14 protein-coding genes and 1 tRNA gene are annotated in these 13,345 nt (G+C 40.6%); 9 read left to right on the top strand and 6 right to left on the bottom strand.

What is annotated here, in order from left to right:
• Positions 1-76: 76 nt before the first annotated feature.
• Positions 77-694 carry a futalosine hydrolase gene (gene mqnB, locus H8B17_RS00870; protein ID WP_190307296.1) on the bottom strand — a complete coding sequence of 206 codons (618 nt, stop codon included), beginning with the start codon at positions 692-694 and terminating at the stop codon, positions 77-79.
• A gap of 68 nt (positions 695-762) precedes the next feature.
• Here mqnB and H8B17_RS00865 point away from each other — a divergent pair, with 68 nt between their 5' ends.
• From H8B17_RS00865 to H8B17_RS00830, 8 genes are all read left to right on the top strand, one after another.
• Positions 763-1,176 carry a 6-pyruvoyl trahydropterin synthase family protein gene (locus H8B17_RS00865; RefSeq protein ID WP_190307295.1) on the top strand — a complete coding sequence of 138 codons (414 nt, stop codon included), beginning with the start codon at positions 763-765 and terminating at the stop codon, positions 1,174-1,176.
• 27 nt (positions 1,177-1,203) lie between these two features.
• Positions 1,204-1,836 carry a GTP cyclohydrolase I FolE gene (folE, locus tag H8B17_RS00860; protein ID WP_190307294.1) on the top strand — a complete coding sequence of 211 codons (633 nt, stop codon included), beginning with the start codon at positions 1,204-1,206 and terminating at the stop codon, positions 1,834-1,836.
• Positions 1,837-1,967: 131 nt separating this feature from the next.
• A complete protein-coding gene (locus H8B17_RS00855) occupies positions 1,968-2,603 on the top strand; it encodes an O-methyltransferase (protein WP_190307293.1) in 636 nt (211 codons plus the stop codon).
• 22 nt (positions 2,604-2,625) lie between these two features.
• The gene (locus H8B17_RS00850) at positions 2,626-3,375 is read left to right on the top strand and encodes a glucosaminidase domain-containing protein (protein WP_190307292.1); all 750 of its coding nucleotides are present in this window, start codon (positions 2,626-2,628) and stop codon (positions 3,373-3,375) included.
• Between the two features lie 38 nt (positions 3,376-3,413).
• Complete coding sequence (locus H8B17_RS00845) at positions 3,414-4,247, top strand: glucosaminidase domain-containing protein (protein WP_190307291.1); 834 nt, start codon at positions 3,414-3,416, stop codon at positions 4,245-4,247.
• Between the two features lie 145 nt (positions 4,248-4,392).
• Positions 4,393-5,097 carry a hypothetical protein gene (locus H8B17_RS00840; RefSeq protein WP_223816276.1) on the top strand — a complete coding sequence of 235 codons (705 nt, stop codon included), beginning with the start codon at positions 4,393-4,395 and terminating at the stop codon, positions 5,095-5,097.
• A 6-nt stretch (positions 5,098-5,103) separates the two neighbouring features.
• Entirely contained in the window at positions 5,104-6,138 is a 1,035-nt protein-coding gene (locus H8B17_RS00835; RefSeq protein WP_190307289.1) for a DUF3078 domain-containing protein, read from the top strand.
• Positions 6,139-6,143: 5 nt separating this feature from the next.
• A complete protein-coding gene (locus tag H8B17_RS00830) occupies positions 6,144-7,070 on the top strand; it encodes an N-acetylmuramoyl-L-alanine amidase (protein ID WP_223816275.1) in 927 nt (308 codons plus the stop codon).
• On the opposite strand, the gene H8B17_RS00825 is transcribed toward H8B17_RS00830, so the two are convergent.
• From H8B17_RS00825 to H8B17_RS00805, 5 genes are all read right to left on the bottom strand, one after another.
• Positions 7,050-8,747, bottom strand: coding sequence for a sodium:solute symporter (locus H8B17_RS00825; RefSeq protein ID WP_190307288.1), 1,698 nt, complete (start codon positions 8,745-8,747; stop codon positions 7,050-7,052). The two genes, H8B17_RS00830 and H8B17_RS00825, sit on opposite strands and share 21 nt — an antisense overlap.
• Before the next feature lie 318 nt (positions 8,748-9,065).
• Complete coding sequence (locus tag H8B17_RS00820) at positions 9,066-11,411, bottom strand: PIG-L family deacetylase (RefSeq protein ID WP_223816274.1); 2,346 nt, start codon at positions 11,409-11,411, stop codon at positions 9,066-9,068.
• Between the two features lie 439 nt (positions 11,412-11,850).
• Positions 11,851-12,108 carry a DUF6952 family protein gene (locus tag H8B17_RS00815; protein ID WP_190307286.1) on the bottom strand — a complete coding sequence of 86 codons (258 nt, stop codon included), beginning with the start codon at positions 12,106-12,108 and terminating at the stop codon, positions 11,851-11,853.
• Positions 12,089-12,403 carry a thioredoxin family protein gene (locus H8B17_RS00810; protein WP_190307285.1) on the bottom strand — a complete coding sequence of 105 codons (315 nt, stop codon included), beginning with the start codon at positions 12,401-12,403 and terminating at the stop codon, positions 12,089-12,091. The genes H8B17_RS00815 and H8B17_RS00810 overlap by 20 nt, the downstream gene beginning before the upstream one ends.
• Positions 12,404-12,466: 63 nt before the next feature.
• A complete protein-coding gene (locus H8B17_RS00805) occupies positions 12,467-13,099 on the bottom strand; it encodes a peroxiredoxin (RefSeq protein WP_190307284.1) in 633 nt (210 codons plus the stop codon).
• Between the two features lie 172 nt (positions 13,100-13,271).
• On the opposite strand from H8B17_RS00805, the gene H8B17_RS00800 reads away from it, so the two are divergent.
• Positions 13,272-13,343: transfer RNA gene (locus tag H8B17_RS00800), tRNA-Arg, on the top strand.
• The last annotated feature ends 2 nt before the right edge of the window (positions 13,344-13,345 follow it).

The raw sequence follows: 13,345 nt of genomic DNA, 5'->3' as shown, positions 1-13,345 counted from the left end.
TTCGTAGCAGATCGTGTGTAAAAAATAGAGGCGATATACTTGTGCTGCCGTGTTGCCTCCGCTCACTCTTCTTCTTTTAAATAAAACAGCGCGATATAAGTGTCTGTATAAAATCATTTAGGTTCTGTATGGCCAACCCGATCTTCCAAGCATCTCGGTTCCTCGGTTCGATGTAATTAGAAGTAGCCCGAAATTGCAAGCAGTAAATTCCTTCCTGCTCAGCAACAAAAAAAACCGCGGCACCCTCCATAGATTCAATGAGGGGCTTTTGATATCGCTGTTGTAGCCAATTGATGCTCTCGGTCGTACCATGTACGTTATTGACCGTGATACCTTGTGCTTTGCTGACTTCAGGGAGCCGGATATGGACAGGAGGTTTTTCTGTATATATCCGTTTACCAAAGCCGAGTTCTTCAATGGATATAAATGATCCATTGTCGTCAGCTCCTAGCGCAAATATTTCATCTGCATATATCTGGTAAACCCCTCCTAAGCATGCAGATGGATCTAGTATCCCACCGATTCCAATATGTAGTAATAAGTCTATTTTGTGTTGTTGCAAATACCTGGTCAAAGCATAGGTTGTGGAAACCATACCTACGCCCGTAATGAGATACTTTATATGCTTCTCTTCTAGAAAAGGAAGAGCGGGTTGTATTTCTTCGAGTGTGGCGGCAATAACTAAAATTTTCATATCAAACAAAACGCTTTACAAGGTGTAAGATACTAAGAATATAGTTTTTATCCCCTATCTTTGTTTTTATGATCTATATCACAAGACGAGAACGGTTCAGCGCGGCTCATAAGCTCTACCGCGAAGATTGGTCTCAGGAACAAAATGAGGCCGTATTTGGCAATTGTTCCAATCCGAATTGGCATGGTCACAACTATGAGCTTTTTGTGACGGTAAAAGGAGAAGTAAATCCCGAAACAGGATTTGTAATCGACCTAAAGAAAATGAAAAGTATTATCCTGAAATATGTAATTAGTAAGTTGGATCACAAAAATGTGAACCTTGACGTAGACTTTATGAAAGGGAAAAAAGCATCTACGGAAGTCATTGCTATGGAGATATTTCGGGTGTTGAAGCCGTATTTTGATCAGGAAAATGTGCAATTGCATGTGGTCAAGCTATACGAAACAGAGAATAATTTTGTCGAATATTTTGGCGAATAAATAAAATGCCATATTTAATTTAAACAAATGAGTAATCTAACATCCTTCGAGAGCGAAGAACAAAACGGTTATATCAAAATCGATCAGTACAATCAAAAACAAGTAGAAGAAATTGCCGCTCATTATCCCGCTATTATACGTGCAATCGGTGAAAATCCAGAAAGGGAAGGATTGATCAAGACGCCCGAACGCGTGGCTAAGGCTTTGCAGTTTTTGACCCACGGATATGATGTCGATGCAGCGGAAGTGTTGCGAAGTGCTATGTTTGAAGAAGAATATAGCCAGATGGTTGTGGTAAAAGATATCGAGATTTATTCGTTGTGCGAACACCATATGCTTCCTTTTTTTGGAAAGGCACATATTGCTTATATTCCCAATGGGCATATTGTGGGACTGAGCAAGATTCCGCGTGTGGTAGATGCATTTGCCAGACGACTACAGGTGCAGGAACGATTGACGAATGAAATACGGGATTGTATACAGCAAACCTTAAAGCCTGCCGGTGTGGCGGTGGTGATGGAATGTAAACATATGTGTATGGCTATGCGTGGTGTACAGAAGCAAAATTCGGTTACAACCACTTCTGCTTTTACCGGAGCTTTCCAAAACGATGTTACACGATCGGAATTTCTGAGACTTATTACAGCTTCGCTGGATTAGTTAAATACACCTTAAAAAAAGCCCTTCTTGATCTCAAGAAGGGCTTTTTTCAATTATAGACGCTGTGCTTGAGCACTTTAATTTATGTTAAATTTTTTTGTAATAGCGTGTTACTTGTTAGTTTTGCGACTATGCTTGAACATGAAGAGCCGTTAAACGCGTATTTAGAGAAAACTTCTGATACAGAAAGTGAACTTTTAAAACGGATAAATAGGGAGACTTATTTACGTGAGACGATGCCACACATGTTATCGGGTCATTTTCAAGGGAGAGTATTGGCTATGTTAGCAAAACTCGTGAAGCCAAAGAGCGTATTAGAGATAGGCACGTTTACAGGATATGCCACATTGTGTTTAGCGGAGGGGCTTGATAGAGAAGGGATGTTACACACGATCGATATTAATGAAGAGCTGGAAGAACGTGTAAAAGGTTATTTTGACGCTTCCCCTTTTCGGGAACAAATAAGGTATCATATTGGAGACGCCGCCGAAATCATTCCGACAATAGCAGGGAATTTTGATTTGGTATTTATTGATGCGGATAAAAGGAGGAATCTCTACTATTTTGAGGCACTTATCGACCGTGTTTCCAGTGGGGGACTGATCTTGATAGATAATGTACTTTGGAAAGGAAAGGTTTTAATGGATAATCCGGATAACCAAACAAAAAAGGTAATTGAACTAAATGAAACCTTGGCGAAAGACAGCCGTGTAGAAAAGCTGATTTTGCCCATTAGAGATGGACTTTTTGTACTACGCAAAAAGTAATGGTTGAACAAAAATAAATGATATGCAAAAAACAAGTATTGGTAAGTATGTAACGATACTACTAATGTTTGTGTTTACGGTCACGACGACCACTGCACAAAAATTTTCACCAAGTAGTTATATTGCGGAGCATAAAAATTTAGCGCAGCAATTGATGATCGAAACAGGAGTACCCGCTTCTGTTATTTTAGCGGTAGCTTTTCACGAAAGTGCTTATGGTAATAGCCGCGTAGCGAAACACCTTAATAATCATTTTGGAATCAAAGGAAAAAACAACAGCAAAGTCATTCGATCGGCCTACAAGGGATACGGTTCTGCCGAGGAATCTTATCGCGATTTTGTGGGGCTGATGCAACGACGAAAGGCAAACCGGGTACTATTTGATAAATATGATTCGGACGATTATGAGGGTTGGGTTAAAGGTATTTTTCGAGCAGGCTATACCAGCTTAAGCAGCTGGACACCTAAAGTACTGGCGACGATCAGACGCTATAATTTGGATAAATACGATCAAATACAACAATCGCCCGAGACAAAAGGAATGTTAGCAAAAAGTGGGACGACAAAAATTCAACAGGATATATTATTGCGTTCTATCGAGGCTAATGACACATCTGCAGACTTTACAACCACCGGGGAAACCCATGTGGTGTCCAAGGGAGATACACTTTCGGAACTAGCAACACGCTATAATACATCGGTAGAAGCACTGAAGAGACGAAACAATTTACAATCTTCCAAACTATCTATTGGGCAGCGCTTGCTGTTATAATCAAAAATTAAGAACTTCGGGAAAAATAGGTCGTTCTAATGAAAAACAGCGTGTTATTTCTATTGTTTGTTTCTTCCATACTGGTGTTCGGTTCATGTGCATCCCGCAGAACAACGCTGCAACATCCGAAATATGGAAAAAATACAACAGGACAGGGTTCGGGTACTACGTCTATATCGGGACATGCCTATATCGAACGCTATAAGGATATTGCTATAGCAGAAATGAATCAATATGGGATTCCTGCCAGCATAAAATTGGCACAAGCCTTATTGGAATCCGGAAACGGAAATAGTTATTTAGCACGAGAAGCGAATAACCATTTCGGGATAAAATGTGGGGGTGTATGGCAAGGAAAATCAGTTGTGCGCCCAGACGATCATATAAGGGATTGTTTTCGCGTTTATAATGATCCACAGCAGTCATTTCGAGACCATAGTCAGTTTCTGTTGCGAAAACGTTATGAAAAATTATTTGCGCTGGATAAGAATGACTATAAGGGATGGGCAAAAGGACTGAAAGACGCCGGCTACGCGACAAACCCACGTTATCCCGAATTGCTTGTTAATTTGATAGAGCGATACCAGCTTTACCAATACGATCGTCCGGAAGTTTCGTATGTGAAGAAGGAGCAGCGCGAAGAAGAGGTAGAGGAAATTATTCAAGAGAAAGAGTTTGAAGAACCTGCGATAATAACAAATTCCGAGGATTTGAAAAATGCAGTCGCTATGATTATTTATGAAGTAAAATCCACGGATACACTTTATCATATTAGCCAACGTCATGGCGTAAGTATAGACCAAATTAAACAACTAAATGGATTGGACTCCGATGAACTGTCAGTCGGCCAATTATTGGTTATTTCGAAATGACGTAATAGCAGACTGGACCTTGAATCTGCTAGGACTAAAAAATGTTAAAAATTCGCATTGTAAGCTTCTTTTCCCTTAGTTTTATAGCGTGGAGACCCTAAAGTATATATTCTTGTTTTGTTTATTTTTATATGTCCCTATTTTTGTGATAGCGCAAACCAAAACCGTGCAAGGCATCGTGTTGGATAAAGGTACGAATCAGCGTATAGGAAAGGGCTTTATCAAGAATGATAATACGAAAGAAAACACATTTAATAACGCCCGTGGAGAATTTGAGATCAGGGTTTCGTTAGGCGATCTGATTATTACATCCAAAGAGGGTTATTTAACAGATACTATTAAATATACGGGACAACAGGTTTTGATGGTTTATTTAGACAAGACATCTATTTATATTCCCGAAGTTAGGGTGGTGGCGCGCCGTTCTCCGGACGAAGTTTTACAACAACGTAGAGAAGAATTTAATAAAGCGTATAAGCTTGCAGATCCTGGTTCCATATTTAGTGTGGGCCCGACGGGTGCTGGACTTAGTATCGGGTCTATATATAATATGTTAAGCCGGGAGGGAAAAAATGCACGACGTTTGACGCGATTTATTCAGCGAGAATATGAAGAAGACGTGATTGATGCTAAATTTACACGGGATCTCGTGAGCAATGTTACCGGTTTAGTGGGAGAGCGTCTCACTATTTTTATGAGTAATTATAGACCAACCTATTATTTTGTTACGGTGGCTACACCCTATGAATTGGCAACATATATCAGAAGCAAGTATGAAATATTTAAATTAAATCCTAACTTGCGCTTTTTACCGAGATTGCCAGAAATTGATTTAGAAGTAAATAATTAAAACGTCATGCTTAAAAAAATAAACCTTTTGTTGGTTGTTTCTTTTCTCCTTATTGGCCAGGTAAGTATTGCGCAGGTTGACCTTAAAGGATTAAGGGCGAAACCCGATACCAATATCGTAGAAAAACCGCAGGCACCTGTGACTAATCTGCAACAGGTAACGGTACCCATTCCAAAGCTGGATTTGGAGGTCAATTATTGGAAACACTGGACGAAGTTCGGAATTAATATGAACCAAGCTTCTTTCAGTGAAAACTGGAGTGCTGGGGGGGTCAATTCCATTGCGGTAGGATTGCTTGGATGGCATAAATCGGAATATAATAAAAATAACTTTCAGTATACAACGGAAATAGATTTGAAATACGGAAAGATTAAAAATAAGGAGCAATTGGCGAAAAAGAATAACGACCGTATTTTTTGGGATCACAAAATAGCGTATAAGTTATCCCCCGCGTGGGCACTTTATTTTTCGGTAACCTTTGAGTCTCAGTTTGATTTAGGATATAATTATAAAACGGAAGACGGAGTAGAGCGTATATATGAATATACTTCAAGTTTTATGGGGCCTGGATATTTTACGGAATCTTTCGGTTTGGAGTATAAACCGGACAATACGTTCTCTTTGCGATTGGGTACAGGTACTGCTCGACAAACATTGGTTTTGGATGACAGGGTGAAACCTCTCACAATAGATGAATATGCCTTGCGGTATCCAGAAAATAAGCCTATTACGAAAGATCAAGAAAAATTTGGATTACACCCAGGCGAAAATTTTAGAAATGATCTGGCCTTTCAGATAACAGCAAATTTGGACAGGAATCTGTCAAAAAATCTGAATCTGAAAGCCCGGTATAATATGTTTGCGGATTATAAAGAACTCAGTGATCCAGACCACCGTTTGGATGCGACGCTTACGGCTAAAGTAACCAATTTGGTGAACGTTTCCTTAAGTGGTATTGTGGTCTACAATTCGGATGAGGCAGATAAAATACAGTATAGCCAGGCTTTGGCATTAGGTTTGACGTATACGTTACCCAGATAATAGTATTGAAATTAAGTGAGAAAGAACTGTTGCGTGTGAGAGGGTTTTGTTATTTCGTTTTAGTTTTTTGGCTATTTACCTCTTGTGGTACACCTAAACAACGGGTATTGCGTAATGGAAATACACCTGTACTTCATTTAGATGTCGTTAAAATAAATACAGATTCGGTAAAATCCCCATCTATATCGGAGTTGCTTGCTGAAGAGCAAGCGGTAGCGCTACCTGTCCTCACAACGGAACATAAATTTGATACGCAGTGGCGGGAAGGAATTAATAAGAATGCCGATTGGGCCGAAGCCATTCATTATGATATCAGGAAGCCTAATTTTGTTATTATCCACCATACGGCACAACATAGCTTAGCACAAACAATAAGGACATTTCAATTGGAGCATACCAAGGTATCCGCTCATTATGTAATTGGTAAAGACGGGCGCGTTGTACAGATGTTGAACGACTATTTACGTTCTTGGCACGCAGGGAGATCCAAATGGGGAAATGTTACGGATATGAATTCCGTATCTTTAGGAATCGAATTAGACAATAATGGAAGAGAACCCTTCCCGGAAGCTCAGGTAAATGCACTCATGACGTTATTGGATACCTTAAAAACTAAATATCGAATACCATTTACCAATTTTCTGGGGCATGCTGATGTTGCACCGGGACGTAAGAATGACCCGAGTACATTTTTCCCCTGGAAGAGATTAGCAGAACGTGGCTTTGGTGTATGGTATGATGAAAGGAATCTCGTTCCTCCTCCGAACAACTTTAACTATGTCGACGCTCTCCGTATTATTGGTTACGATGTCAGCAATCTGAATGCAACGATCGTTGCATTCAAGCAAAAATTTATAGTTACTGACGTAAGTAAAGAATTGACAGATTATGATAGACGGGTTCTATATAATTTATACCGACGGTACTTTTGATTTGAAGATCTGCTGTAAAATTAACCCGAAGGCAATAACACAGACACAACCGACCAGATTGAGCCAGAGATAGGCCATGATATCGGCGTTCCAGATGCCAAAAACAATCGCTTCTGAAAGTATAGCCGCCCAAAATACAGCTTTTCCGCCGATACGCTTCACATAAAAAGCGACCAGAAAAATACCCAGAATGGTGCCGTAGAAAAGCGAACCTAAAATATTAACAGCTTCTAAAAGATTACCAAGCTGGCTGGCGTATAGCGCTACAGCAAGGGTAATGATGCCCCAAACCATTGTGAAGAACCTGGACGCATTGAGATATCCCCTATCCGATCCTTTTTTGTTTATAAAGCGTTTATAGATATCAACTACGGTAGTTGATGATAATGAATTTATAGCACTTGCGGTTGCTCCCATAGAGGCCAGGAAGATGATGGCAATCAATAATCCGATAAGCCCAGTTGGAAAGGTACTTGTTACGAATGAAAGGAAAATATAGTTGTTATCATTAAGTTCCACATCGGGATTGTTTTTTTGTAAGAGCGCTTCTACTTCTTTTCGCAATAATTGATCCTGCCCGCTTTTTTCCTGAAGGGCCTTGCGGGACGCATCGATCATTTTGGAATCATCCGCTTTAATTGCTGAGACCAACGTCTCTACCCATTCTTTTTTCTCTTGGCCTATGGCTTCGTGGCGCTGCATTATAGATGTATATTCATCATTATACCGACTGTTTTCTATTTTAGCGATTTCCACATTATTGAAAAATAAAGGAGGCGTATGGAACTGGTAGTAAGCAAACACGAGGATACCAATCAATAAGATACAAAATTGCATGGGTACTTTTAATAGGCCGTTCATGAGAAGCCCTAACCTAGAGTCTCGGATAGAGGATCCGGTCAGGTATCGACCAACTTGGCTTTGATCAGTCCCAAAATAAGAAAGCTGCAGAAAAAAACCACCAATAAGCCCCGTCCACACCGTATATTGATTGTCGAGATCGAAGCTCCAGTCTATAGCGTTTGTCTTTCCGGATTTTCCAGCAATATGTAGGGCCTCCTTAAACCCAATATCTGCCGGTAGGTAGTGTACAACCATAACACCCGCGGCTAATAATGCAACAAAGATGATAGCCATCTGCAGTAATTGCGAGTAGGAGACTGCTTTCGTTCCACCCCAAACGGTGTAGAATATGACCATCGTTCCGATAATCAGCGTGGTATACGTGACATCAAGATGCAAAATACTGGAAAGGATGATAGATGGAGCGAATATGGTAATACCTGTGGATACTCCCCGTTGGACAAGAAAGAGCAACGCAGTGAGTACGCGCGTGTTCACGTCAAATCGCCTTTCCAGAAACTCGTAGGCGGTATATACTCTTAAGCGATGAAAGATAGGTACAAAAGTAATGCATAGCACAATCATGGCCAATGGCAGACCAAAATAGAACTGAGCAAAACTCATTCCAGAGGAATAAGCAAGGCCTGGAGCGGACAAAAATGTGATAGCGCTGGCCTGCGTCGCCATAACAGAAAATCCGACGTTGTACCACGGGAGTTCGCGGTCACCAACGATGTACCCATCGATATTTTTGATTCCTCTGCTCTTGTAGATACCATAAACAACGATGAGCAGAAGCGTAAAAAAAAGTACTATCCAGTCAATAGTACTCATGAATAATATTTAGTAAACCAATACATAAGTAAAATGCATACCGCGAGCCATATACAAACAAGTGCATAGAACTGTCGCCAGCTTTTTACAAACGGTGGAAGGCCCTTATCTGTCACTTGGCTTATGTGGGAGAAATACGCTGATGAAAAATATAGCAAAAATTAACCCAATAACTACGCCGGATATAAAGCCTAGAAATGTCCCACATGCAATGATGGAGATTAAGCCGCCAAATATGATGCCGGACAATAGGATGATACCTTTTACATTTATGTTCTCGTTGTTTTCTACTTGATTTTCCATTATACGATATTGTTTCTATTTTTCTTTTGCTAACAAATTTACAAATAATCTATTAGCTCCGGGAACTCCAGCAGGCAATTGTCTGAAAAAAGATAAAGAAGTATAGACAAATTTACCTTTTCCCATTCGATATAGGAGTAAAGCGCCGTTGTGTTGCGGTTCATTTTTATCGCCCATAGCCAGCGGTGTTCTATAATTCGGGTCTATATTTTCTGCAAAATAAAGCCCCCGCTCCTGCACCCAACCGTCAAAATCTTCGTGCGTGATCTTATTGGGATAATTCAATACGGGATCTATGGGGTCCGTAAATTTAACATTTGCATCTTCTTCCGTTACTCTGGTGCGGGTGATGGTGAATGGTGCGGGTTTAGGTGAAAAGTGTTCTTCTTGTAATCTGGAATTTACGTTGTATTGCATCAATACCACGCCGCCTTCCCGTATGTAGTCGTAAATCAAAGGGAGCTTCTGCGTAATATTTGTGCGGACATTTAAAGCGCGAATTCCAAATACGACCGCATCGTACTGCTGAAGTACGCTTGAATTGATTTTGGCTACATCGAGTAGATCGACTGCAGTTCCGATGTTTCGCAAAGCTTCCGGAATAAGGTCCCCTGCTCCCATAATATACCCGACTCTTTTTACCGGATTAACCAAGCTAATGGGGCTTAGTTTCGTCACCGCGTCGGGGAACCAGGTTTGTCGTGGAATGTGGTTGTATGTAATTTCGCGGACGTCTTTCAGCCTTTTCCCGTTGGCCGTGAAGCTTAATATTCCCTCTTTTTGTCCGGCATCTACATTCGTTATCTCGATAGTTTTCGAAAGGATATTCTGCTCATTGGGAAATGATAAAGTCAATTTTTCGGGAGAGATCTTCCATCCCGTAGAAGACAGGTGTATATCGACCTGTGTTTCTGCATGGGTATTACCATGCTTTTGGAACGTGACCTGCAACGTTTTTCGCTCCCCTTGTTGAACAAGCAGATTATTGACGTCGATGGTGGCTGTAACCGCTGGAGCGATTTCCACATATTCGTGTACCTCTCCCCTCACCGGGTCGACATAGCGGTATTGTATAGGTGTTTTTATATGAATGGGAATGCCAGCCAGATTAACGTGAATATGAGCGACGGGTAAATCACGGCTCATTGGATAGCCAAAGTTTTCCGGATCGACGTCAAATCTACCCTGCGTGTAGGGTTTGCGTAACCAGTACGGTTGGGTGATGTTTGTCGGTGGGAGAACCTGCTCAAAGGTTGTCGTTTCATTTGTCGGGAGTGTTTGTCCAATTTTATTTTCGTTGATGCCCAAAAGTTCCACGTGGACATCAGGATTGCGCACGATGATTTCCGTTTGAAAGTTGATCGGTTCTTGCTCGACCCAGCGTAACCTGGGTGTAAGACTTTCGACTTTTATCCCAGCACAAGCGAGCATAATATTTTCTACCTCTTTGCGCTTTCTTTCTTTCCAGTAGCCATCTTCCAGTTTTTGGATTTCATGCCATATGGTGACAAGCTGCGGAATAGAGCGCTGTGGTTTGTTGGCATCGAAAGAGGACAAGAGTTTTTGGATGGTCAATTGGACGGTTTCACTTTGAGGAATTCGGTTCCAGGACAGGTCAATGTCGTCGAAAAGATCTTCAGTGGCTTTAGTACCCGCCACGTTTTCAAATGTTTCAAGGGATATGCCATTGCTACTTGCTGAGCCGAAGCCTTGGCTTTTGTGCTGTGAGCGACTGATGGCGGACAGTTCCCCGTATGATTTACCTAGTAATGGATTATACTGACCGATATCAATGCGAAGCCGATTCGAGTCATCTCCCTGGAGACGCATAAAACTGGCCGTATTCCAGAGCAAGCGCTTGGCCTGCCACGGTTCTACTTCATTTAATTGCTCTGGAAAAATTTTGGGATCAGCTGCAGCTACAAAAGCCTCATGCGCAAGTATAGCGGAAGCTTGGTGATGGCCATGCCCGCCACGTTCATCTGGCGGAAAGCGCGTAATAATTACATCGGGCTGAAGTTTTCGGATAAGCCAAACGGCTTCCCGCAAAACTTCTTGTTTTTGCCAAAAATTAAAGGTTTCATCGTATGTTTTGGAAAAGCCAAAATCAAATGCTGATGAAAAATATTGTTCGCCCCCATCGATTTTTCGTGCTTGTAAAAGCTCTTGTGTACGTATTAACCCGAGTTCGATCCCCTGTTCGGTACCAATTAAGTTCTGACCGCCATCCCCACGAGTCAGCGAAAGATAAGCTGTGCGAACCTTTCGCTCCGAAGCGAGATAGGATATGAGTTTTGTGTTCTCGTCATCAGGGTGTGCAGCAAAATATAAGGCAGATCCTAAAACGTTTAGTCGTTCCATCTGCAATTGAATAGCCGAGGAGCTGTTTGGGAATATAGTTTGTTGAGCTAGCGAAAAATGAACAGCAAAAAAGAATAAAAGAAAAGTGCAGATGATATGTTGTCTCATAATCCCTAAAAATAGGAAATATTTGCACAAACATGGATAGTCAAATGAAAAATTACCCACCGTAATGAGATTCTCATGAAGGTTCAGATCAGGCTCTTTCAGAAAAAAATAAAAGGAACCAGATGATTTTCTGATTCCTTTTACCAACAATTAAAAATCTTTTGTCTAAAACTTCCAATTCGCCCAACGAATTTTAGAAACAAACGGGAACAGTCGATAGTTTTAAAATACTAACCTTATGTAGTAAAAGTAGGATTAATAAATAGGATTCGATCCCCTGCTGGCAAAAAACTTTTCCACATGAATGAAGTTATAAACAAAGCGGTCTGTTCTATTTATCAATAGCGCCAAGGACTCGCTGCATGAAACCGTTTAATGCCTCTTTTTTAGGAGTTCCTTCTTGTATCAGTTTATTCACCTCTACGGCCCCGTACATATTAGATATCAATTCACCAATTACATCAAGTTCTTCATCTTTGAGAGAAGAAACCTCTGTCAACGCTTCTAGCGTTTCGATGGTTTCCAATACGAAATCTGCGTCGTTTTGTTCAATGAACTCAATAAGGTGTTTAATTACTGGTAACTTCATTTAATAAATCTATTAATCCGTCAATTTTATTTGTCTGTACTTGATTTACTAGCTTCCCGTTTTTATAGGATGCAAAAGTAGGCAAGTTATTAACATTTGCAAGTTTTCTAGATTCCGGAAACTTCTCTGCATCAACAATTACGAAAGAAACGTTGTCGTTTTCCGAAGCTAGTTTTTTGAACTTTGGTTTCATGATCCGGCAATTTCCACACCAAGATGCTGAAAACTGAACCATTACGGTATCGTTGCTATCTACAATTTCTTGTAGTGCGTCTTTTTCTAATTCCTGTAACATAAAAATTTGATTTTAAGAAAGGAGAGAGAACCTCTCCTTTCGTGTTTCTTCATACTGTGTTGACTAGTTTGCAGATAGGTAAGTAGCGACACCTTCGCGTGTAGCGTTCATGGCATCCTTACCCTCTTCCCAGTTCGCTGGACAAACTTCTCCGTGTGTTTGGACGTGTGTATACGCGTCAATCAAACGGATATACTCCTTTACGTTGCGGCCCAATGGCATATCATTTACAGATTCGTGGAATACTTTACCGGTCTCGTCGATAAGATAAGTTGCTCGGTAAGAAACAGCTGAACCTTCTACCAAGGTACCGTATTCAGGGTGTTCTACTTCTTTCATTTCCAAGATGCCCAATACACTTGATAAGTTGCGGTTGGTATCCGCAATAAGCGGGTATTCTACACCTTCGATACCGCCGTTGTCTTTTGCTGTGTTTAACCAGGCAAAGTGCACCTCCGCAGAGTCGCAGGAAGCACCTACTACAATTGTATTTCTTTTCGCAAATTCTTCTGCAAGTTCTTGGAAAGCGTGTAATTCTGTCGGGCAGACAAAAGTAAAATCTTTTGGATACCAGAACAACAATACCTTTTTGTTTTCTGCTTTTGCTTTTTCAAATACGTTGATCGTGAAGTTGTCTCCTAGATAGTCAATTGCATCAACTGCAATATTTGGAAAATTTTTACCTGTAAAACTCATAATAATTATATTTTGTTCTTTTTTGCATTACAAAAGTAGCTTTTTTATTGTCAATAATACATCACAAATCTCTATGTGTTATTGTCAAAATCTATAAATTGTCTAGGGGTGGTATAATTAATGATTATATAATAAGTTAGAGAAAAAAAGTATTTTTGTAGCCATTGGGATTGGCCCCGTAGTTCAACGGATAGAATAGATGTTTCCTAAACATTTGATAGCAGTTCGATTCTGCTCGGGGCTACA

Source organism: Sphingobacterium arenae, assembly GCF_014692505.1.
Classification (GTDB): domain Bacteria; phylum Bacteroidota; class Bacteroidia; order Sphingobacteriales; family Sphingobacteriaceae; genus Sphingobacterium; species Sphingobacterium arenae.
Note: the sequence above shows the minus strand (reverse complement) of the source record. Positions and strands in the feature narration are given on the sequence as shown.